The sequence below is a fragment of the Chryseobacterium arthrosphaerae genome (genome assembly GCF_001684965.1).
GTDB classification, from domain to species: Bacteria; Bacteroidota; Bacteroidia; order Flavobacteriales; family Weeksellaceae; genus Chryseobacterium; species Chryseobacterium arthrosphaerae.
Genome location: NZ_MAYG01000001.1, coordinates 3010824 through 3034870 on the forward strand (window position 1 = coordinate 3010824; position 24047 = coordinate 3034870).

Consider the following 24047-nt stretch of genomic DNA (forward strand, 5'->3'; position numbering starts at 1 on the left):
TCTAAGATACGTCAAATTAATTTACATCCCAGAAAACTCTTGTTGATACTTTATCTCCACCGATTTTTGCAGCAGCTTTTTCAACATAAGTCTTGTTAAGTAAGTATTCCTGATCAGAATATTTCATTCTTACCGGAACTGATTCTACTGTAGAATCTTCAGGATTTTCAAATACCGGGTAATTTAGTCTTCTTGCAAAGTTCCATGCCTGGAATCCTTTATTAAACATGGCTACCCAAGCCTGGAAACCGATAGACTTTCTCCAGTTTGAAGCATCATAAGGATTTGCTGCGATAAATGCAACCGCTGCTGCAGGAGCAATACCATACTCCGTCATAGAAGCTGTAATCGCCTCTCCATAAAGACCTGCTGCTGATCCTCCTACGCTAAAGCCACGTGCTGCTGCTTCAGCTCTTAAGAATGAGATTTCTGAATAATCCAACAAAAATCCTTGCGCATTCTCTGAGAAAAGCATGTAATCGCCATCTTCTCCCATATCAGGAACTCCGTTAATATCTATTTTTGGAGAAGTCATATGCGAATAGTTCACAAATGAGTTACCTTTTCCATAAACACCTCCTTTATAAAATCCTGTGTTAGGCTTATATTTTCCGGTATTTTTATCGAATTCTCTTTCTGCCTTTACAAACCATCTCGCTCTTCTAGGATCCGAGGTAGAGTTCATATAGTTGATTAACATTTCTGAAGGAACAAGGTCATTTCTACCAGACTGTACATCTTCCTGATATACAGGGTTAGAAAATAATCCTGATGGGAAAGCCGCCAAACCGAAATTATCTTCTTTACCTTCGAATAAACCTGCAGCATAAGCAGCTTCAGCAGTAGTTTTAGCGAATGCCGGATCAGCATCTGCCATGGTTACTGCCAATTTGAATTTCAAAGAGTTCCCCATTTTTTTCCACTTAGACATGTTTCCTTTATAGAACAAATCATCAGTATAACCGGATTCTGTAGTATTGATCATTGCAACAGCAGCATCAATTCTTTTGATCAGATCCAGATAGATTGTTTTAGCATCATCATAAGGAATTTCAGAAGCTCCAGGGTTTCCCGGTACTGCTTTTAAAGTTCCGAAATAAGGAACATCTCCATAGGTATCTACAAGGTTGGCCCATGTATATACGCTGATCAGTTCGATGATAGCAATATTATTATTTTTCTTAGCTGCACTTACTCCTTCGCCCTCAAGGAATTGCTTAGCATCTCTAAGTGCTGATAAAACCCCTGCAGAGTGCACAGTAGCAGATCTGGAAGCCATCATTACATTATAATGGTTTCTTGGGATAGGTCTTGTCACCATATCGTAGTTGGATTCATCTACATAAGTAGTCTGTGCCCATTGCTGAGTAAAGAATCTTGAGATGTTATTATTAACGTTTGGTGTTAGCATCTGTGATATTAATGCCTGCTCCGCACTTGCTACCAGTAATCCTGAAGGAACTACTGACGGGTGTTTCGGATCTTCATTCAAAGACGTGATGTCACTTTCGCAAGAATTGGTGACTACCGTTAAAGAAATTAGACTTAATATTAAAAATATCTTTTTCATGTTTGTTTTAGAATTTTAGTGTTACATTGATACCGATGTCACGTGTTGTTGGCAGAACCCCGATAGAGTTTCCTTTTGAAGCCAATCCGTTTCCAGTTCCTGCTTCAGGATCTGCGTAAGGTAAATTTTTGTGGATAATCCAAAGGTTTCTTCCGACCAAAGAAATTTTTGCCTCCTGTATAGAAGTATTGGCAAGAATTGATTTTGGAAGGCTGTAGCCGATACTTGCCTCTCTTAATTTCACATAAGAAGCATCATACACGAATCTGCTGTTTGGCATTCTTCTGTATCCGTCTACGTTACCAAAAAACTCCGGTGAACTTGTAGGAGTGGTATTAACCTGTCCGTTTGGATTTACTCCCGGATTGATCACACCTGCAGTTCTGTCGTTACCTATAGCAGTTTCCTGATATAATCCGGTAGCAAGACCATAGTACATATCTGTTGAGAATACATCTCCGCCATGTTTAATATCAATCAGGAAGCTTAAGGAAATTCCTTTATAGTTAAAGCTGTTTCTGATCCCTCCGATCCAGTCCGGAGTAATGTTACCGATTACCTGATTTGGATTTCTTAAATATCTACCGTTAGCAGGGTCTATTACACGTTCTCCGTTGGCATTATATACATAGTCTGATCCTACTAAAGCTCCAAATGCCTGGCCTACTCTTGCATTCAAAGAAACACCTCCCTGATATTGAGCCAATAGGTAGTTCTGAGAATCACCGTATAGAGAGATTACTTCGTTTTCGTTTTTAGACCAGTTTACATCAATATCCCAGCTGAAATTAGAAGTTTTAAATGGTGTACCGTTTAACTGAATTTCAATCCCTTTATTGTTAATCTGTCCTGCATTTACAAGGAATGTTCTGTATCCTGTAGCAGAGGTTACCGGAAGGTTAATGATCTGGTCAAGGGTACGTGTTTTATAAACAGCGATATCGAAACCTAATCTGTTTTTAAGGAACTGAGCTTCCATACCAAATTCCAATTCTTTCGATCTCTGTGGTTTAAGATCCGGATTCGCTAAGAAATAAGACTGGTTTACCAATCCTGTACTTCCGAATCCTCCTCTTACTCTGTACGTATTATTTAACTGATAGTTAACTGTTGATGAACCTACTTCCGCATAGTTGGCTCTTACTTTCCAGAAGCTTAACCAGTTTTGTTTCCATAATTCTGAAAGAATCAAGGATCCTGTTGCTGAATAGTAATCGTAGGTATTATTAGCTTTCGGAAGGTTTGAACTTCTGTCTACTCTATAAGTACCGTCTACGAATAATAAGTTTTTATACCCGAAAGATGCTGTAGCATATAAACTCGATGTAAGCCATTTTGCATAATTCTCATCCGGTGGAATGATCGGGCTGGCAGAGTTTGAAATCGCAAATAATCCCGGAGTTGCAAGACCTCCTTCAGTACTTGCATATACCGCATCACTTAAGTTTCTTCTGATGTTCCCTCCTACGATACCGCTAACGTTCAGATCTTCTACAATGTCAAACTTATAATTAGCAAATAAATCAAAGTTAGTCTCGGAAGTTCTTACATCCTGACGGGAATATCCTGAGGTCACATTATTTCCTGAAGCACCAAATGCCTGAGGCAATGAACCGTTAGCCAATCTTTCTTCAATCAACATCTGCATGTTGTCGTAAGATAATTTCCCTGTAATTCCGAAGTTTTTAGAAACATCGTATTTCAACTGAGCATAGCTGAATGTTCTTGTTCTGGAATCGGACTGATAATTCTGGTATCTTTGGAAATAAGGGTTATTCCAGTAAGCCGGTGTTCCATTTTCCCCGGAAGTTCTGTTCCATGTGTTATTTCCATTATTAGATCTGGCATATGCATCTCTAAGATCATAAATATCTACGTTGGTCTGCCACCACTGTCTGAAACCGGTTACGATATTATCAGAATATCCTGTTTCATTTCTACCTTTTGTATCCTGGATCGTTAAGGTTGAAAAGACAGTCGCATGAAGTTTTTCAGTAAAGTCGTAGCTAAACTTGGCTGTTAAGTTATTCTTCCTCAAATCTGAGTTCGGTAACAAACCATTAGAAAGCATATTTGAGTAAGATAAGGAAATGTTTGATGATTTATTTCCTTTTTCAAGGGAGATTGAGTTAACGTACGTTACAGGAGTCTCAAAAAATTTGATAGGTCCGTTCTTAGCAGCTACCCAAGGTGTCGCCATCCCGTAATAAGGAGAAGTCGGGTCATAGGAATACCATTGACGAACTAACAGGTTAGGGTTAAATTCAGCTCCGTAAGATGCATCTTCAGTAAGAGGAACCTGGAATTCTCCGGTATTCGGGTCATGGTTGAAATACTCGTCCGGATTACCGTCTCCATCTGTATCATTTCCATACTGTGGTCCATACCCGGCACCATATCTCGATTGGTATTTAGGGAAAGTAGATTTATCAATAAAACCTACATTAATATTTGAGTTCAGTGTTACTCCCCAGCTTCCATCCTGTTTTCCGCGGCCGTTCTTGGTAACAATCAAAATTACCCCGTCACTACCACGTTCTCCGTATAAAGCCGAAGCGGCAGCTCCTTTCAGAACGTTTATACTTTCGATATCGTTTTGGTTGATATCCGATAAAAAGTTTCCGTAATCAAATACAGTTCCTTTAACACTTCCGTTATTTACCGGTGAACCGTCAATTACAATTAGCGGAGATCCTCCTGACAGTGATTTATATCCTCTGATCAATAAGTTGGATGATCCGCCAAAGTTATTATTGGTATTAACCTGTAAACCTGCTACTTTACCTGAAAGTAATCCTGCTACGTTACCGGTATTTGTAGTTCCGCCTGTCAGCGCTTCTGCCTTTACCTCTTCAGAAGCATACCCCAAAGATTTTTTCTCTCTTTTGATTCCGAGTGCGGTTACTACCACGCCCTCGATTTCTTTTGTTTTGATAGTATCATTCTTCGCCTGAGCATGTGCAACAGCTATAGAAGAAGACAATACCAAAACAAGAAGACCTGTTGTTAGTTTCTTCATATCAAATTTAATTTTTGTACCCTACAAATTTGTAAAACTTTATTAATACCACAAAGCAAAAATTAAAAAAAATATCATTTATTCAATATTTACAAAAAAACAACATAAAAAAAATATTAAAATAAGTTAAAAACAAAATATTTAACAAAATCAATACATTTAAACTTTATTTTTTTTTAAGAAATAATAACAATCATTTACATTGATAATATCTATACGTTCACATACTGTCAAACTATATAATAATCTGACTCTCAATCAAGTGAACTATTATTTCGCAAAAAAGCCTGATAAAACCTGAAAAAATACAATGCTTGGCATATTATTTTTTTTCAAAAAAACGCTCCTTAAAAATTTACAAACACAAAAAAAACCGCCCGAAGGCGGTAATAAAATATATTAAAAATTTGTTTTGGGTTATTTTAACCAGAATGGTGCATATTGACCTGTTTTTGAAAACGCATCATTTTTCACCATGTTTGGAACATTTCCAGAGTTTGCAACATACTCAGACTGTGGATAAATTAATCTTACCGGTCTTGTAGCAGTAGTAGCACCAACAGGCATAGGAGTAACTGGGAATCCTGTTTTAGTATAACTAATGAACGTTTCTGTTGGGTTAATATTGGTTAAAGCAATCCATCTTTGATATTGAATAGCAGCAATCTTATTCGTACTAGCATTCCATCCAACATTCGCTTTGGTATTGCTATTTAAAATATAATTATTTGCTGAAGTAGCCGAAAGTCCATAGAAAGTGAATGAAGCTCTGATACCCGCTTCAAAATGAGCTTGCCCACCACTGAATTTTGCCGGATACAATACCGCAGCTTCTGATTGCAATAATTCCGCCTCAGCAAGAGACATTACGATACCGTCTTGTTTTGAACCTTCACTAGAACTGATCTGACCACTTGAGTTAAGCACTAAAAACTGTTTTATACCTAGCCCTGCATAATCACCTCCGGTGTTACTTGGATTAGAAGTCAGTCCTTGCTCTAAGCCGAAAAACCCTTCAAATCCATCTGTGATTTCAGCATCTTCTAAATTAGCCCAAGCATTGGCATAGAACATTCTTTGGATTCTAGAGTCAACAACCCCTGAAGTAAGAGGAACTCGCCCCATCATATTGTCAACGATATTAGCACTAGCTAAAACTAATCTATAATTCGCATTAATTTCACCACTTGTTAAATTAATAGCTCCATAATTTCTATATAATGGATTCTGTTGTGCTACAGAAGCTGAACTATATCCCGGATTGATAATGGCTGATTCAGTAATAAAACCTTTAGATAAAGTTGGCCATGTATTCATTGCAGAATCCCTATAGGCAATTACTGATGAATCTGTTGTATTTGATAATCTTACTAACATTTTAAGCTTAACGGTATTACCAAATTTAATCCAGTCACCCGCAACCCCTTTAAACATAACATCAGAAGAAGCAAGAATTGTTGGGGGAGTTGTAGTATTCAATAAAGCTAAGGCTTCATCCAACTCTTTTAGTAAAGCTTGATATACATCTTTTCCTTTATCATATTTAGGGGTAACGTTACTTTGAAATTTAAAAGCTTCAGAATAAGGTACATCATTATACAAATCAACAATCGTTTGCATATAATAAGCTTTCATAATTTTTGCTGCCGCAACATAACCAGGAAACTGGGTATTAGCATTAGGGGTATCAATAAGCCTTTGTAAATTTCCGATTCCATAATAGTAATTATCCCATATACCGTTGTAAAAAGTACTATTAACATTCATTTTCATTTCATCATCAAATGGCGCTGTATATTGATATATATTACCCACCCATGCATTCATCATTAAGTTTCCAAATCTATTTAATGTAACGGCATGTGTAGCATGCAAGGTTGTTTCAGCAGCGGCTAACCTTTCTTTAGGTGACAACTCACTGTTATATGCTTCATTATCGTTATGGTTGACATCAATAAAATCATTCGAGCAAGAAGCAGAACTTAATAATAATGCTGCTATTGCAGATGTATAAAGTATTTTTTTCATTTCAGATTAAATTAAAAGTTAATAATTGTATTAAAACCAATTACTCTAGTTGAAGGATATTGGGTCTGAGAAGAGATCCCTCTTATATTACTTCCATTAGAAAGACTCGCTTCCGGGTCAGCATACCCTCTATTTTCTTTAGAGAAGACATAGAATGGATTTCTTGCATAAACACCAAATTGTAAGCCCTCAATCCCAAAACTTCTTGCAGTATCTCTACCTAATGTATAATTAATTCCTAACTCTCTAACTTTAAAAGATTTTGCATCTATCACAAAGTTTTCAGCTATACTAGAATAAACACCTCCATAATAACCAGGTAAATCATTATAAGAAGTCCCACCAGATTTAATACTTGTATTTGCGACATACTGTCCGGCAGAATTCATATATACAGAATTAGGAATAACGTATCCACCCTGAGTTCTATCAAATTCTGCAGAATCATTCAAATAACCACCCCATGCTAGACGATACATTGTATCGGAATAGATTTTATTACCAGCTCTATAATCCATTGTAGCATATACACTCCAGTTTTTATATTTTAAATTAGTATTAAAAGTTAAAATATATTTTGGATCTGTTTGACCAAGATTAATAAAACTGTTAGTAGCAAGAGGATTACCTGTTTTTTCATCAATAATTATCCTTCCTTGATCATCTCTCAAATATCCGGTTCCTTTAATAATTGGGAAATTTTCTCCTTTAACAGCGTAGATACCTACATTTCCTGAACTATAAATAGCTACTTCATCCTGACCATCTGGCAATTCTAGAACTTTCTGTCTCTGTGTATAATAAGAAGCTCTGATATCCCATTTAAAATCTTGTGTCTTAATTGGAACAAGTCCTAATTCAACTTCAATACCTTTTGATTGTATCTTACCAATATTGATTAATTTACGATTTATTCCAGATGCACTGGAAGTACTTTGCCATGTAATTAGATCTTTAGTATCCGTCTGGAAAGCATTCACATCTAACAATATTCTATCTTTGAAAAATCCTAAACCTAAATTAAATTCAGTCGACGTAATAAATTGAGGTTTTACATTAAATGCTGTAGGCTGTGAATTTCCAACAAAACTCAATGGCCCTCCAGCAAATGGGAACCCATTCCCCAAGATTGCTGTATCTTCAATACCAAAAACTCCTACAGGGTCATCTTGTCCTACTCTTGTCCAAGATCCTTTCACTACAAATCTACTTAAATCATTCGATGCCTTAAGTCCACTAAATGCATTTTTTGCATTAAACGAAACCCCAACAGAAGGATAAACATATCCTGATTTACTGTTTCCAACATCTTGTGAGTTAATAAATTTAGAACTCCACTCCGATCTAATCGTTGCATTTAATGATAGATAATCCTTATAGTTTAAATCTAAATTACCAAAAAAAGCATATTTTCTAGCAAGTGTTCTAGCATTATTCAGATTATAAGGTTGTGTAGGAGTTACTACATTCCAAACAGTATATTTACCCGGTATATTCAAACCAGTTCCTCCTGCGGAAGTTGTTTTAGAATATGATTCCTGAACGTTAAATCCGGCAAGAAAATTCATCTGTAAATCGTCTGTCAGATCATAATTAAAATCCGCCATCAAATCGTTATACAAAAATCTACTGATAGAATTCGATTGTGCATATGAAGCACCAATAGCTGATACTCCACTAATTGTTGGCCTTTGTGCAGTACCTGAATATGCATCTCTCCAAGACAAACCATCCCCTACAACATATTGACCAGAACCATTATTTATGATACTAATATGGTCATTTATCTTATAAGTTAAGTTAATAGTTCCATTAAAAGTTGTAGTCTTACTTGTTCCGCGGTTATGTTTAATATCCCAATAAGGGTTAGCATAATACATAGTCCATGCATAGCCTCTATCATTATTTAAGACCCCATCAAATTGACGAATATCAATTTCAGCTGGTGCGTGTAGGATATTTGGATAAACGTCACCATTTGTCACATTTGTAGAATTATTTGTTATGGAAGCCATTCCATCTAGAATCCATTTATCTTTTTTGAATCCTCCTTTAAATAAAACACTAGTTCTTTTATTAATATCATCTCTTACAATAAATTCTTTCTGTTGATTATTTATCGTCAATGAAGCATATGCATCAGCATCACCCGTTGAAACCGTTAAGCTATTATTCAACAAACTTCCTGTTTGAAAGAAGTCTTTAACATTATCTTTTGAGCGAGGCGCATATTTAAAAAATAACGAAGAGGAAATGTCCTGTTGTGGAGTATTTCCGTTATTTCCATTAATAGTAATAACACCATCACCGTTGACATCATACAAAGGTATACCAGATGGCAACATTTGTCCTGCGTATTTAGGATCATCATAAGCAGGGCCCCAAGCTCCATTTTCAACATGGATTCTTTCCCCGTACCATCCTTGTCCATATTTCTTCTGTCTATCTGGAACAAATAAAGCATTTTCGAATTCTACACCACTATTCAAAGTAACTTTAACTCTTTTACTTCCAGAATTTCCTTTTTTAGTGGTTACAATAATAGCTCCATTTACACCATCAGATCCATATAGAGCCGCACCCTGCATTCCTTTCAAGATTGTCTGTGATTCAATCATGTCTGAAGGAAGCTGAGTGTAGACACTCACCGACGATTTAACACCATCAATAACAATCAAAGGAGTCGTTGAACCAGTAAGCGTTTTAGAAGTTCTAATTCTAATATCTAAGTTACCATTAACCCCTGAATTTGACTGGCTAATTGTTAACCCAGCAACTTTACCTGTAAGTGCAGCAGCTGCATTCTGGTTGTTAGCTTGAGTTAATTCAGCATTATTAACAACTGAAGCAGATGAAGTTTGTTGATCTAACTTTTTCTTAATCCCCATTGCTCCAGTTATCACAACCTCGCCAATTGCGGTTTCTTTTAAAGTATCCTTTTTTGGCGTCGTCTGAGCACTTACCATAGCCAGGGAAGATGACAGAACAACAATTAAAACACTTGTAGTTAATTTCTTCATGTTTAAAATGATTATTTTTTATTGCCTACAAATATGTGAAACTTTCTTAAAATCAGCAAGTAAAAATGTTAATTTTTCATAATTCATATAAAACACATCAATAAAAACACGCGATAAAAGCCGATAAAACAACAAAAAAGTAAAAATTTTAAAAATAAAAAAACAGAATAAAATTAACAATAAACACGCATAAACAAAGCAAAAATAACATACTAATACCATAATTAAGAAAATATTAAAAACCCCATAAAATCATTTGTTTTTAAATTTTATACTTTTGCAGGACAGAAAGAACTTCATGGAGTTAATAAAAAACTGGTCAAATCTTTATATTGAAGCCGGATGTGATGAGGTAGGAAGAGGCTGTTTAAGTGGCCCCGTGGTAGCTGCTGCAGTTATTTTAGATGATGATTTCAAACAGAATCTGGTGAATGATTCCAAAAAACTAACATTCAAAACCCGGATGGATCTGGACAGCTATATCAAGGATAATGTAAAGAATTATGCCATTGCAGAACTACCGCCTGCATTCATTGATGAGCACAATATCCTTAATGCAAGTATCCATGCTATGCACCGTGCACTGGACCAATTAACAATAACACCGGAGCTTATTTTAGTGGATGGTAACAAATTTCATCCGTATAATTATATTCCGCATCAATGTATCATTAAAGGTGATTCTAAAGTATTATCCATCGCAGCGGCTTCTATCCTTGCGAAAAATTACCGGGATAAACTGATGATCGAACTACATGAGGAATATCCCCAATATGGCTGGGACACCAATTTCGGCTATGCTACCAAAAAGCATCAGGAAGCCCTCATAAAACATGGCCCTACGCAATATCACAGACAGTCTTTCAGGCTGAAATATGATTAAAAAATACAGTACATAAATCAAGACGTTCAAGTATTTTGATGTCCTGATTCAATAAAAAAGAGAAGCACTCAATGAGTGCTTCTCTTTTTTATTTTAACGAAATTATTCTTCTATTTCTTTTTTCTTTGCTGCTCCTGAGCTTGCTGCTGTTCCTGAGCTTTCTCCATCATTTCTCTCATTCTCTTCTGGAATTTACCTTCTGTTTTCGGTTTTTCCTTATTAGACTGAATCTGAGCATGAATTTTCTTCTCATCCAGAATCCAGTATTTAATCACAAGAATGATCAGAATGTTAATCGCATTGGATACGAAATAGTACCATGAAAGACCTGACGCTGAAGTGTTCAGGAAGAATAAGAATGTAATCGGGAAAATATACATTAATACTTTCATATTAGGCATTCCTTCCTGTTGTGGCTGCTGCATATTTCCGGAAGTCATTACAGTATAGATCAAAATAACTACTGTACAGGCCAATGCAAAAATACTTAAATGATCCCCTAAGAAAGGAACTTTAAATGGTAGCTTGATCAGATCATCATATGCCGTCAGATCTTTCGCAAACCAGAATCCCTGGCCTCTAAGGTCAATAAAGTTCGGGAAGAAACGGAATAATGCATAGAAAATAGGAATCTGAACCAATGCAGGTAAACATCCCGCCATCTGATTGACTCCGGCTTTTCTGTAAACTTCCATCGTTGCCTGCTGTTTCTTCATTGGATCAGCATCTTTAAACTTCGCATTAACCTCATCAATTTCCGGACGGATCACCTTCATCATGGCACTCAGCTTGTGCTGTTTATACATAATTGGTGAAAGAATCAGCTTAACAATGATCGTCATTACAAAGATCACCCAGCCCGCAGATAATCCCCAGCCTGCAATGATGGCATATAACCACATAAAGAAGTAACGGTTCATCGCCCCGATGAATGACCAGCCCAGCGGAAGGATCTCATCAAAATTCTTATCATATGATTTAAGCAAAGGTAAATCCAATGGCATGAAATACCATGTGAAATCCTGATTCAGCTCACTGCCAGTCATCTGAACAAAACCTTCATAGTTTAATTTTTTCAGATATTCTCCCTCTTCAACGTTCTCCTGATTTCCTTTACTTTGCGTAAATCCGTTTTTAGCTTCAATGACGGAGGCAAAAAACTGCTGTTTTACACCAATCCAGTTAAGAGTTTCTTTTTCTTCCTCCATTGTTGTTCTTCCGTCATAATCATAGTCTTTATAATTATTGAAAGCGTAAGAAAACTCTGAGTGAGACTGTTCCTGGGCTCTACCTTTCTCAAGGTTTCTTACACTATAATCCCAGATGAAATCTGCCTTATTATCAGCTGTAATATTGGCAAGTCCCTGCGTTCTTACTTTAAAATCCAATGTATATTTATCTAATAAAGTATAAATAAACTGGATGACAGCACCATTATAATTGGCAGTCATGGTTACTGCGTTTCCATTAACAGCAGGTGAGAAAACTAAATCTTTAGTATTGATCACCTTTCCTGTTTTATCTTTAAACTGGAATCCGTATTTAGAATTATTTTTGTTGATCAGGTAAAGTGGCTGATCGGCGTTGTCTGTTTTCTGGTTGTATGCTTTATATTTCAAAAGCTCTACTTTAGAAACCTGTCCTCCCAAGCTTGAAAACTCAAGTTTCAGTTCATTATTTCCAAGACTTGCGGTCTGGATTGCATTAGGAGTTACATTTGGATTGATATTGCTTACCTGAGCTTGTTTTACAGCATTTTTTACCTGTTCTGTCTTTTGCTGCTGAGCTTTCAGCTCCTCTTCTTTCATCTGCTTGTTCTGGAAATAGAACATAAAACCGAAGAGAACCAGGCATAAAACCGCAAAACTGATCATTTGCTTCTTATCGATTCCGTTGTTTTGTTGCATTTTATTTTATATTAAAATTTTAAACTTAAAATGTACGTACGGATGTACGTAATTTGAGCTGACAAAAATACTGTTTTTTTATCAAAACTCTATGCTTTACGTTGTTAGTATATAATAAACTCAGGCTGAGAAAAATCAACCTGAGTTTATAGCTAGACGTTTATGATAAAAATTTACCTTATTTCTTTTCGCAAGCCTTGATGAAAGCTCTGAATAAAGGATGCGGTGTTGCCACCGTACTCTTATATTCCGGGTGGTACTGAACCCCCACATAGAACGGGTGATCAGGAAGTTCCAGGGCTTCTACCAATCCTGTTTCAGGGTTAGTACCTGTAGCAAGGAAGCCGTTTTTCTCAAATTCCTGAAGATAATCACTGTTGAATTCATAACGGTGACGGTGTCTTTCAGAGATATTTTTGCTTCCATAGATATCATTCAGTCTGGAACCGTTTTTCAGAGCACATTTCCATGCTCCAAGACGCATTGTACCTCCTTTATCTACAACATTCTTCTGCTCTTCCATCAATGAGATCACAGGATCCGGAGTTGCGGTATCAAATTCCATAGAGTTTGCTTTTGTATGTCCTAAAACATTTCTGGCAAATTCAATCGTCATGATCTGCATTCCTAAACAAATTCCCAACATCGGAATTTTATTTTCTCTCGCATATTTTGCAGTAAGTACTTTTCCTTCGATTCCTCTGTCTCCGAAACCTGGAGCGACAAGGATCCCGTTCACTCCTTTCAGTACTTCTTTAATATTTTCTTCTGTAATATCTCCACTGTATACCCATCTTACTTTTACCTCAGTTTCAAGGTCAGCTCCTGCGTGCTTGAAGGCTTCAGCAATAGAAATATAGGAATCCTGAAGAGATACATATTTTCCAACCAGGGCAATCTCAACGGTTTTCTTTGGATTCTGGAATTTCTTCACAAAAGTTTTCCAGTCTTTAAGATCGGCATCTTTATCACTTTTCAGATCAAGTTCTTTTAAAACTACATCATCAAAGTTCTGCTTCTGAAGATACATCGGAACTTCATAGATCGTTTCCATATCCTTACATTCGATAACGTTTTCTAATGGAACGTTACAGAACTGGGCCAATTTGGCTCTCTGATCTTTTGGAATTTTATGTTCCGTTCTGCAAACCAATACATCAGCCATGATTCCGCTTTCCATCAACTGGCGTACAGAGTGCTGTGACGGTTTTGTCTTCAATTCTCCGCTTGAAGCCAGGTAAGGCAGTAAAGTAAGGTGAATTACCATAGAATTGTTCTCTCCCAGTTCCCATTTCAGCTGACGGACAGTTTCAATGTACGGTAAAGATTCAATGTCCCCTACAGTTCCTCCGATCTCGGTAATGATGATATCGTAGTTCTGTTTTGAAAGGATCTTAATTCTACGCTTGATTTCGTTAGTAATATGAGGAATTACCTGAACTGTTTTTCCAAGGAAGTCTCCTTTTCTTTCTTTTTCAATGACAGTCTGGTAGATTTTTCCTGTAGTAACGTTGTTGTTTTGGGATGTAGGAGCATCAAGGTAACGCTCGTAGTGACCTAAATCCAGATCCGTCTCCGCACCATCTTCAGTCACATAACACTCTCCGTGTTCATAAGGATTCAAAGTTCCCGGGTCGATATTGATATAAGGATCAAGTTTTTGGATCGTTACGTTAAAACCGCGTGATTTTAGCAATAGTCCCAGAGAAGCAGAAACGATTCCTTTTCCCAAAGATGAAGTAACACCTCCTGTCACAAAGATGTATTTTGTATTCTTTTTACTCATTAGATTAGGTTTGTGCAAAGTTAGGGGAAAAAGAAACACAAAGCAATTATTTACATTTTGAAAATACAAAAACACCCTTCAAACAATTATAAAACCTGATTAAAAAATTTATCTATATTTGGTATAGACAAATGACACAAAGCAATAACCATCATGATTTCGGTATATAAACTCAAACCAAAATTCCAGCAGCTGCTCACTCCTGTCCTGTTATTTTTACATAAGAATAAGATTACAGCCAATCAGATCACCGTTGGTTCCATCCTTTTATCAGTGATCATCGGGATATTATTCTGGAATGCCGGCATTTCAAAATGGCTGTTTTTAAGTCTACCCATCGGACTGCTTCTGAGAATGGCTTTAAATGCCCTGGACGGAATGATGGCAAGGAAATTTAATCAGACCAGTAAACTTGGAGAAGTTTTGAATGAGGTGGGCGATATTATTTCGGATGTCATTATTTTCTTTCCGCTACTGAAATTTCAGCCTGAAAGTTTATACCTGATCGTTATATGTATTATCTTAAGTGTGATCAACGAATTTGCCGGGCTGATGGGAAAAACTGTAGGAAAAGAAAGACGTTACGATGGACCGATGGGAAAAAGTGACCGTGCCCTCATCCTTGGGCTGTATGGCTTATTGATGTTTTCCGGCGTCAGCATCTCCTCTGTTTCAGAATATATTTTCGGAATTATTAATATCCTGCTTGTCATCAGCACTTATACCCGACTTAAGAAATCACTGAATGAAGCCTGAAGACAACAAATTTGCTGACGTTCCTTTAAGAGTAAAAACATGGATCTACATCATTATTGTTTTTGCCCTGGGGATCTCATATCCGCTTGCCATGGCTGTTTTTACTGCCTGGATAGGATTACAGTCATTTTTTGAGTTTTCAAAAATGTTCAGGATTCCCTCCAATCCGGTTATTTCCTCAATATGCATCGGAATTGCACAGTTTTATCTGCTGTTTTATCTGAATATTGAAAATTACTTTTTATACAGTTCCATTGTAGGAATACTGGTCTTTGTTTACTTTTTAATCCTAAAATCTTCTGCAAGGCAATTGTCCGGAATATCCATAGCTTTATTGGTCTGTCTTTTTTCTTTTCCTCATTTATATTGGATTAGAAACTCTTTGAATGGTTTTAATGCTATCATTTTCATTGTTGTCGTGACAGAATTGAATGATGTTTTCCAGTACTTAATGGGCAAATTCTTCGGGAAACGTAAAATTACTCCCCATATAAGTCCCAACAAAACGCTGGAAGGGCTCTTGGGAGGAATTTTTCTTACTATTATTTTAAGTAATATTTTAGGATTTTTCCTGCTTAAGACAGATTGTGTCATCAATAGTATTGTAGGGATATGTCTTGGAATTTCAGGTTTCCTGGGAGATATTTTCATGTCTTATTTAAAAAGAAAAACGCATGTAAAAGATACCGGAACCCTTCTTCCCGGACATGGCGGATTACTGGATAGAGTGGACAGCCTGGTCTTCAATGCTCCTTTATTTTTCTGGATTTTAACGCTCCTGATAAAAAATTAAAGCTATGAATGAAAAATTTAAAAGAGCTGTTATTTTCTCAGGAGGCGGAACCAGATTAATGATTTATCTCGGGATTTATGCAGCATTGGATGAACTTGGGATGAAGCCGGATGTTCTTGTCGCTTCCTGTGGAGGTTCATTTGCAGCAACTGTTATCAATGCTTTTCCCGATCACGCTTCCCGGAAGGAATATATGAAGTCTGAAGAATATTTTCAATTTGTATCCAAAACAGTATTGACAAGGCATAAAAAGCTTTCTGAAATAGGTCTTTTTTCATTAAAAAAATGTTTTGACAAAAGAAAGGCACCATTTATTGAAGATGTTTTCAACCGCTATATTGTTGAGATGCCCCAAAATCTTTCCGAATGTTTCCCTTCCATAAAAAACACTCAGTTTTCCAAAGAAATCCCAACCGTTATTATTGGGTCTGAACTTCTTTTTACCCCAAAGGAATCCCGGCAGAAAAGAAATGAAAAAAAACTGTTCCGGAAAGTGATCTTCACAGATTCTCATACTGCTGCAAAAATAAAAGCAGAGCATATTGCCATTACTTTTAACAGTTTCAAGAACAGTGCTGTTGAAAAAGATTCCGTAATTATGACGGATTTTTCCATCCTTGAGAGCACAAGGGCTTCAATTTCCGATATGTTTTATGTAAGTCCCGTGTTTCTCCGTCAAAGTTATTTTATGGGAGGCGTTATTGATCTCGTTCCTGTGGAGTTGGCCAGGCATATTTCTAATGAAATCATTACAGAAAAAAAACAAGCTTACACTCCCATAGAAGAATCATTGATCCGTTCTGTCTTTGGTTTCAGTGCCAATGAAAGGCTTAAGGAAACAAACCGGATTGCAGCCGACTTTCAGATTGACACCACCAACATTAAGCAGGATCTGAATGGTCATTATATGGAAAAAGGCATCAACTGGAGAAAACTTGAGCTTGATTTTTCATTTCCGAAAAGTTATCAGCAATTTGTACAGGATATGGAAATGCAGTGGCAGTATGGTTTTGATCAGACGGTGAAAGATTTCCGAAAGATTAAGTATTGAATTGAAATTTTGAGGTAAGATTATTTTGTTTTCTCCTTTATAACTTATTGCCTTATAATAAAAATGGTGCTTCCATTTTGAAAACACCATTTATTATGAAAACTATTACAGTTCTTCCCCAGGGGAATTTTGTATATTTTTATAATTATTTCTTAGAATTCTAAGCTTTTTTGTATTGTCAATAAACCTATAATCGGTATATCGGGGATTCAGGACCACATTGCTTTCAATTTCGTGAGTAGGCTGGCCAGCGCCTCCTTCCGAAAAAATACCCCAGGTCATATCATTATGGCCTCTGATCTTATTATGCTTGACAGAAATTTCATAGTTTGCACTTTCTACCAGTTTTATTCCTGATATTCTGTCTTCATTACTTATATTTTTAGTTCCGGGACTCTCAAGAATATTGAAGCTCACATTCAGGAGATTATTATTTGATTCTATAAGTATCCCATTTTCTTTGGTTTCCTTAATAACATTGTGAGAAACATTTGTTTCTTTGGAATGAGAAATATAAATACCTGTATATTCTGTGTTATTGATCATATTGTTAGATATAACCCCTCCTTCAATATGCCTGATATTAATTCCATGCTGCTTTGCATTTCTCACAATATTTCCGGTCACTACTACATTTTTTGCAACAAGCAGATAAGGTGCTTCATTATTTGTATTATTGATCATGATGCCATCTCCTGCTGCTGCAGTATACCCTGATGGCGTTCCATTTTCATCTGTTACAGTACCGGCATTTTCTACAATATTATTTGATATAACAATATTATGACAAATATAATCAGGGTAATCCAACTGGTCATAATTTTGTAATTTGATCCCTATTCCTTTCGTATTTCTCACCCTGTTTCCAAGTACAGTAAGATTTGAAATTCCTGCGTCCAGATACATCCCATGTTCTAAAATTGTATTATCAATATCATTGTCTGAAATTGTTACAAATTCAGAATTTTCTGCAATCAGAATACCCTGTGATGAATTTTGGAAATAGTTTTGAAAAACTACAATATTTTTTCCTCCTACTGCAATTCCTGCATTATCTTTCTTCCCCGGAGCTATTTTTGCCCAATCTTCAGTAAATTCATTTTCCACTCTGTTGAATTTAAATGCAAAGTGGTCAAGTTCTCTCAATCCTGATACCGCAGCATAAGTGAAATTCCTGAATATATTCTTTTCGATATTAACCTTTTTGGCTTTATAACAAAAAACCCCAACCGATTTGGAATTGGAAGCTTTATTATAATCGTAATCCGTTTTCAATCCTTCCAAAATAAAACCTTTGATGGATACATTCACTTTTTCTTCACAGTTAAAGATTTCAGTATCTGGTTTTGTCTGTTTTATTCTGGATTGATTGGACAATATCTTTTGGTTGCTCTGAAGGTAAAGTACACCGGAAATATCAATAGATATTTTATCAAAAAAGGTATGATATCCCAGTTTTAATATATTGTTGATACGTTCTGTTACCATCTGTACAGAAAGCCCCTCAATTCCCCACCATGCAACATTTACATAACCATTCCATTGTCTTTTATAAAAGTCATTCCCTTTTTTCCTGTAAATGGCGCCATCTCCATTTCCGCTGGATGGTATTCCCACAGATGTTTTAGTATAGATTACGGTTTCATAGGTATAGCTATCCACCAGCTGTACCTTGTCATCATTGGGATAAGTATTTCCCTGAGCGAAAAAATCCTCTGTATAAATCATAAATATTTTGTTTAAGGTTAAATAAAAAGTAATTCTGAAAAGAATCTGATGCAAAAATAGAGGGCACTCACGTCAAAACTTGACGCATTTTATCCGGATACAGATTTTTTTATACTTTTTCAAATGTACCTTCACCTGATGTTCTGTATATTTCTGTTTCTCACTTTTAAAATCTATTTTTACACAAAATTGAAAATCACAAAATACCCATGAATGTTTTTATTGCAGGTGGCACTTCAGGTATTGGCTATTCTCTGGCCAGGCATTATCTTGCGAAAGGAGCTCATGTAGGCATCTGTGGAAGAGATCGCACGAAAGTTCGGGAAAACAGCTTCGGAAATCTGGAAGTTTTTCAGGCCGATGTCTGTGATATATATTCAATAGGCTCTGTATTGGGGGCTTTTCTTTCGGATAAAAAAGATCTTGATATTTTCATCAACTGTGCAGGAAGCTATGCAGAAGATGTAGCGGGAAGGATTACCTATGAAGAAGCTGAGGAAATGCTGCAAACCAATATTCTGGGAACTGTCAATTGCTTCGAAGCTGCCAGAAAAGCTATGAAACACCAGCAGAAAGGAACCATCGCTGTCATTGCCTCCGTTTCAGGAATATTAGACTATGAAAATTCCAGTCTTTATACCAAAACCAAGCGTTCAGTCATACAGATGGCAGATGCTTACCGGCGGGCACTGAAGCCTTTCGGGATTTCTGTAACGACCATTGCTCCGGGATATATAGATACTGAAAAACTGAGATTGCTCAACCAGAATGATTTAAGCAAAAAACCTTTTCTTATAGATGTGGAAACGGCAACTCTTATGATCTCTGAGGCGATTGAAAAACAAAAAAAACTCGTTATTTTTCCGGTAAAAATGAAGTGGATGATGAAATCTTTATCTGTTCTTCCTTCTTCATTATTAAATATGATCATGTACAAAAAAGCCAGATGGATGAAAAACGACTGACAATTCAACAGAGGATCTACGCATTTCTTCTTTGTACCATTGTGTTTGCAGTGGTTTATAATGGTTCTGCCCGGTACCTTTCCAATCTTGAAGAAATTCCTTCATTTGTCTTTGGCTTTGAAAGAACAGCTCCATTTATTCCGTGGACGATCATACCTTACATGACAAGCGGAGTCTTTTTTTGTCTGGTATTTTTTCTCTGCCGGAATAAAGAAGAGCTTAAAGTTTTAACACAGAGAATGCTTTTCGTAACCGTGACTGCCGGAATCGGATTTCTTTTATTTCCTTTAAAATTTTCCCTGCTCAAGCCTGAAACGGGAAATAGTATTTTTGGATATTCTTTCCGGTTTTTAAAAACATTTGACTCTCCTTTCAACCAGGCACCTTCTCTTCATATTGCTTATGCCTTTATTTTCTGGTCGGTTTTCAGAAATTTAAAAAAAGGGAGAACGCTTGTAATGATCTGGCTCATTCTGTTGGGCATCTCTACTTTGACAACGTATCAGCATCACAGTATTGATCTTATCACCGGAAGTATTCTCGCCCACCTCTGTTTTATCCTATTTCCTTATAGAAAAAATGATTTTCTGTACAGAAACGATCAGGTGGCCAATGTGTATTTCTTATCGGGCTGGATCATGATTCTTGCAGCATTATTGCTGAATGAGTTTTCCGGAAAGTTCTGGCTGTTTTTATTGTGGCCCGCTCTGATGAGTCTTGGGGTTGGGTTTCAATATCAAAAGAACAACATCTATTTTTTAAAGGATAGAAAAGGAAATATTTCATGGGCAAAAAAAGCATTCTATGCGCCTTACCTTTTCATATACTGGATATTCTGGAAGTTCTTCATAAAAAATAAAATTCCTGTGGAAATTCTTCCTGGTATTTATATTTCATCCAGACCTGATGCTGAAGTCCTTAAAAATTTCGGAATAACCGATATACACTCGGTATATGACCTGTCTGCCGAAATGGAAGAAATACAGGCTCTAAAAAAACAGTCCATTTATCACTCTGTTCCTTTTCTTGACATAGGATACCTGGAGGTTTCAACAGTAAAAAAACTGATTACAGATATTACGAAAAGCTATACCCAACTCCCTGAAAACAGAAAAATTCTGATTCATTGCACCATGGGATTTACAAGAAGTTCCGTGATCGGCATCCTGGTGATGAAAAATATTTTATCTTTACCTTTAGAGGAAGCAATAAACACCATGAAAACCATCAATAAGGATATGGTCATCCATTCTTATCTGCGTGATTTTCTGAAAAAATTTTAATTTATGAAAAGCGGACATTTTAAGAGTTTTGACAACAGTGAGATTTTCTATCGTGAATGGAATTATCAGCCTCATCAGAAAAGCATCATCATGATTCACCGGGGGCATGAGCATTCTGAAAGACTTAATGATATTGCAGAATCTTCCCGGTTTTCAAAATACAATATTTTTGCCTTTGACCTTAGAGGCCACGGTTATACGAAAACTCCCACCTCATCCGTCTTCATGGATTATGTAAGAGATCTCGAAGCTTTTTCAAAATTTCTTTATTCACAATACCATGTGAACATTACAGATATTTTTGTATTGGCCAACAGTATCGGCGGAGTGGTTGCTTCTGCCTGGGCACACGATTTCGCTCCCCGGATTGCCGGAATGGCACTTCTTGCTCCTGCCTTCAAAATCAATCTTATTGTTCCCCTCGCCAATGAAATGATTACTTTGGGAACCAAACTCAAAAAAGGCCTGATTATCAAGAGCTATGTAAAGTCTACAATGCTGACCCATGATCCTGAGCAGCAAAAAGCCTATGATACCGATCCGCTGATCTCAAGATCTATAGACGCTGAACTGCTTATTGACCTTGCAAAAGCCGGTAAACGTCTTGTAGAAGATGCAGAAGCAATAGATACTCCCACACTGATTCTTGCAGCAGAAAAAGATCATGTAGTTTTCAATAAGGAACAAAAAACTTTCCATGATAAACTTGACACGGATCTGAAGAAATACGAAGTGCTTCCCGGTTTCTTCCATGGAATTCTGTTTGACACAGGAAAAGAAAAAGTATATGACAAAATCGCAGAATTTGCAGAGAAATGTTTCAGCAGAACCCCAAAACCGCATTCTCTTTCACCGGATCGTTTTTCTGTAAAAGAATATCAGGATCTTCAGAATAATGTAGGAAATAACCTGAATTTTAAATTTCAGAAATTCTCCCTCGGAAAGATTGGAAAGCTCAGTAACGGTATGGCCATCGGCCTGAAATACGGCTTTGATTCCGGGGCTTCGCTGGATTACGTGTACCGGAACCAGCCTGAAGGGAAACTGGGATTCGGGAAAATGATGGATAAAAATTATCTGAATGCCATAGGCTGGAAGGGGATCCGCATCAGGAAACAGCATCTGCTTCAGCTTTTGGAACAGAACATTCAGACGCTGAAACAACAGGGAAGAAAAATCAGGATACTGGATATTGCCGGCGGAACCGGAAATTACCTGTTTGATATCAAAGAGAAATATCCTGATGCTGAAATTGTCATCAATGAATTTGTAACCTCCAATATTGAGATCGGAGAAAAAGTGATCAGAGAAAAAGGATATCAGCAGATCCGCTTTACCAATTTTGACTGCTTTGATCCTGAAACCTATAAAAAGCTGAATATTGAACCTAACATTACGATCGTATCAGGAATTCTGGAACTGTTCGGAGATAATGAAATGGCCAGCAGAGCCATTCAGGGGATCAGTTCCATTTCAGAAAAGAACGCTTATCTTGTATATACCGGACAGCCCTGGCATCCGCAATTACAGATGATCGCTTATGTCCTGAACAACCATCAGAATAAAGACTGGATCATGAGAAGACGATCCCAGAAGGAGCTGGACGGCATCATGATTTTTAATTCCGTTCAGAAAGAAAATATGCTGATCGATGATTTCGGAATTTTCACAGTTTCTTCGGGAAAAATAAATACACTGAACTGATAATTTTTCTCGCAGATTAAAAAACAGCGTAATCTGCCAGATCTGCGGGAAGCTGAAATATCCCCATCCCTATCGTTACCATTATCCACTTTTATAAGGTAAGGCTAACTTTTGCTATTTAAATCTGTACAAGTCTCGGAAAAAAAATGCTTTTTTTATAACTTCGCAGTATGGCAAAACTGAAAACAGCATATTTCTGTCAAAATTGCGGAACTCAATATCCCCAATGGATGGGACAATGCAAAAACTGCGGACAGTGGAATACACTCGTGGAAGAAGTAGTGGAAAAACCATCCCATAAAACTCCTCCATTTTCAAAAAGCAAGCAACATGTCATCAACATTGTTGAAGTGGAAACCAGTGAGGAACCAAGAATCAAAACTCCTTCTGAGGAACTTAACCGTGTTCTCGGAGGCGGTATTGTTTTAGGCTCTGTTACGCTGATCGGCGGTGAACCCGGAATTGGAAAATCTACCCTGCTCCTCCAGCTGGCCCTGAAAATGAAGAAAAAAATATTCTATGTTTCCGGGGAAGAAAGTGCCTCCCAGATCAAGATGAGAGCCGACAGACTGACGGATATCCAAAATCCGAACTGTTTTCTCTTTACCGAAACTTCACTGGAAAAAATCCTTCATGAAGCCAAAAAACTGGAACCGGACTTTATGATTATCGACTCTATCCAGACGCTTCAGTCTCAGCTGATCGAAAGTTCTCCCGGAACCGTTTCCCAGATCAGAGAATGTTCCAATGAAATTATCAAGTATGCCAAAGAAAACAATACTCCGGTATTTCTGGTAGGCCATATTACCAAAGACGGACAGATTGCCGGCCCAAAAGTCCTGGAACATATGGTGGATGTGGTTTTAAATTTTGACGGGGACAGGAATCACCTTTTCAGGTTATTGAGGGCGAATAAAAACCGTTTTGGATCTACTGCCGAAATCGGAATTTATGAAATGGTCTCCCAGGGTCTGAAAGAGATTAAAAATCCTTCTGAAATTCTTATTACCAAAAAGTTTGAGGAACTGTCCGGAAATTCAGTAGCCGTAACCTTAGAGGGAAACCGGCCTATGCTTCTGGAAATCCAGGCCTTGGTGAGTACAGCGGTTTATGGTACTCCTCAGAGAAGCTCTACCGGTTTTGATTCCAAGAGATTAAATATGCTTCTGGCAGTGCTTGAAAAAAGAGCAGGCTTTCAACTGGGTGCTAAAGATGTCTTTCTCAACATCACCGGGGGAATAAAAACAGATGATCCGGCACTGGATCTGGCGGTTATTGCTTCAGTACTTTCATCCAATGAAGATATTGCCATTTCCGAACATTATTGTTTTGCCGGAGAGATCGGACTGAGTGGAGAAATACGTCCGGTTGCCCAGATTGAACAGAGAATTACCGAAGCTGAAAAGCTAGGATATGAAAAGATATTTGTGTCCAACCTGAATAAAATTCCGAAAAGAAAATTTGGAATCAGGATTGAAGAGGTAAGCAAAATTGAAGATTTCCATGAAAGGCTTTTCTAGAAAAAAATATTGTAAAAGTCATTAAAATTAAAGA

Annotated in this window: 15 protein-coding genes; 8 read left to right on the forward strand and 7 right to left on the reverse strand. The window is 37.0% G+C overall.

Features of this window, described 5'->3' with window-relative positions; all coding sequences use genetic code 11:
- Positions 1 to 16: 16 nt before the first annotated feature.
- The 4 genes from BBI00_RS13510 to BBI00_RS13525 form a co-directional block, all read right to left on the reverse strand.
- Positions 17 to 1570, reverse strand: coding sequence for a SusD/RagB family nutrient-binding outer membrane lipoprotein (locus BBI00_RS13510; RefSeq protein ID WP_065399252.1), 1554 nt, complete (start codon positions 1568 to 1570; stop codon positions 17 to 19).
- 7 nt (positions 1571 to 1577) lie between these two features.
- Positions 1578 to 4589: a SusC/RagA family TonB-linked outer membrane protein gene (locus BBI00_RS13515; RefSeq protein WP_065399253.1), complete on the reverse strand. Its 3012-nt coding sequence runs from the start codon at positions 4587 to 4589 to the stop codon at positions 1578 to 1580.
- Positions 4590 to 5006: 417 nt separating this feature from the next.
- Positions 5007 to 6617 (reverse strand): SusD/RagB family nutrient-binding outer membrane lipoprotein, encoded by a 1611-nt coding sequence (locus BBI00_RS13520; RefSeq protein ID WP_065399254.1) that lies wholly within the window; start codon positions 6615 to 6617, stop codon positions 5007 to 5009.
- A gap of 11 nt (positions 6618 to 6628) precedes the next feature.
- Positions 6629 to 9637 (reverse strand): TonB-dependent receptor domain-containing protein, encoded by a 3009-nt coding sequence (locus BBI00_RS13525; RefSeq protein WP_065399255.1) that lies wholly within the window; start codon positions 9635 to 9637, stop codon positions 6629 to 6631.
- 298 nt (positions 9638 to 9935) lie between these two features.
- Here BBI00_RS13525 and BBI00_RS13530 point away from each other — a divergent pair, with 298 nt between their 5' ends.
- Complete coding sequence (locus BBI00_RS13530; protein WP_065399256.1) at positions 9936 to 10520, forward strand: ribonuclease HII; 585 nt, start codon at positions 9936 to 9938, stop codon at positions 10518 to 10520.
- Between the two features lie 110 nt (positions 10521 to 10630).
- Here BBI00_RS13530 and yidC read toward each other — a convergent pair whose 3' ends face one another.
- Positions 10631 to 12427, reverse strand: a complete 1797-nt coding sequence (gene yidC / locus BBI00_RS13535; RefSeq protein WP_065399257.1) for a membrane protein insertase YidC — start codon at positions 12425 to 12427, stop codon at positions 10631 to 10633.
- A gap of 178 nt (positions 12428 to 12605) precedes the next feature.
- Entirely contained in the window at positions 12606 to 14213 is a 1608-nt protein-coding gene (locus BBI00_RS13540) for a CTP synthase (protein ID WP_065399258.1), read from the reverse strand.
- A 153-nt stretch (positions 14214 to 14366) separates the two neighbouring features.
- Here BBI00_RS13540 and BBI00_RS13545 point away from each other — a divergent pair, with 153 nt between their 5' ends.
- From BBI00_RS13545 to BBI00_RS13555, 3 genes are read left to right on the forward strand one after another with little or no spacing between them, the layout of a single operon-like run.
- Positions 14367 to 14969: a CDP-alcohol phosphatidyltransferase family protein gene (locus tag BBI00_RS13545; protein WP_065399259.1), complete on the forward strand. Its 603-nt coding sequence runs from the start codon at positions 14367 to 14369 to the stop codon at positions 14967 to 14969.
- Entirely contained in the window at positions 14959 to 15762 is an 804-nt protein-coding gene (locus BBI00_RS13550; protein WP_065399260.1) for a phosphatidate cytidylyltransferase, read from the forward strand. The genes BBI00_RS13545 and BBI00_RS13550 overlap by 11 nt, the downstream gene beginning before the upstream one ends.
- A gap of 4 nt (positions 15763 to 15766) precedes the next feature.
- Positions 15767 to 16813 carry a patatin-like phospholipase family protein gene (locus tag BBI00_RS13555; protein WP_065399261.1) on the forward strand — a complete coding sequence of 349 codons (1047 nt, stop codon included), beginning with the start codon at positions 15767 to 15769 and terminating at the stop codon, positions 16811 to 16813.
- Between the two features lie 105 nt (positions 16814 to 16918).
- On the opposite strand, the gene BBI00_RS13560 is transcribed toward BBI00_RS13555, so the two are convergent.
- Positions 16919 to 18541 (reverse strand): right-handed parallel beta-helix repeat-containing protein, encoded by a 1623-nt coding sequence (locus BBI00_RS13560; protein WP_065399262.1) that lies wholly within the window; start codon positions 18539 to 18541, stop codon positions 16919 to 16921.
- Positions 18542 to 18750: 209 nt separating this feature from the next.
- Here BBI00_RS13560 and BBI00_RS13565 point away from each other — a divergent pair, with 209 nt between their 5' ends.
- The 4 genes from BBI00_RS13565 (at position 18751) to radA (ending at position 24013) form a co-directional block, all read left to right on the forward strand.
- The gene (locus BBI00_RS13565; RefSeq protein ID WP_065399263.1) at positions 18751 to 19506 is read left to right on the forward strand and encodes an SDR family NAD(P)-dependent oxidoreductase; all 756 of its coding nucleotides are present in this window, start codon (positions 18751 to 18753) and stop codon (positions 19504 to 19506) included.
- A complete protein-coding gene (locus BBI00_RS13570; protein WP_065399264.1) occupies positions 19488 to 20789 on the forward strand; it encodes a phosphatase PAP2/dual specificity phosphatase family protein in 1302 nt (433 codons plus the stop codon). The genes BBI00_RS13565 and BBI00_RS13570 overlap by 19 nt, the downstream gene beginning before the upstream one ends.
- Positions 20790 to 20792: 3 nt before the next feature.
- A complete protein-coding gene (locus BBI00_RS13575) occupies positions 20793 to 22493 on the forward strand; it encodes a bifunctional alpha/beta hydrolase/class I SAM-dependent methyltransferase (protein ID WP_065399265.1) in 1701 nt (566 codons plus the stop codon).
- 170 nt (positions 22494 to 22663) lie between these two features.
- Positions 22664 to 24013, forward strand: coding sequence for a DNA repair protein RadA (gene radA / locus BBI00_RS13580; RefSeq protein WP_065399266.1), 1350 nt, complete (start codon positions 22664 to 22666; stop codon positions 24011 to 24013).
- Positions 24014 to 24047: the final 34 nt, after the last annotated feature.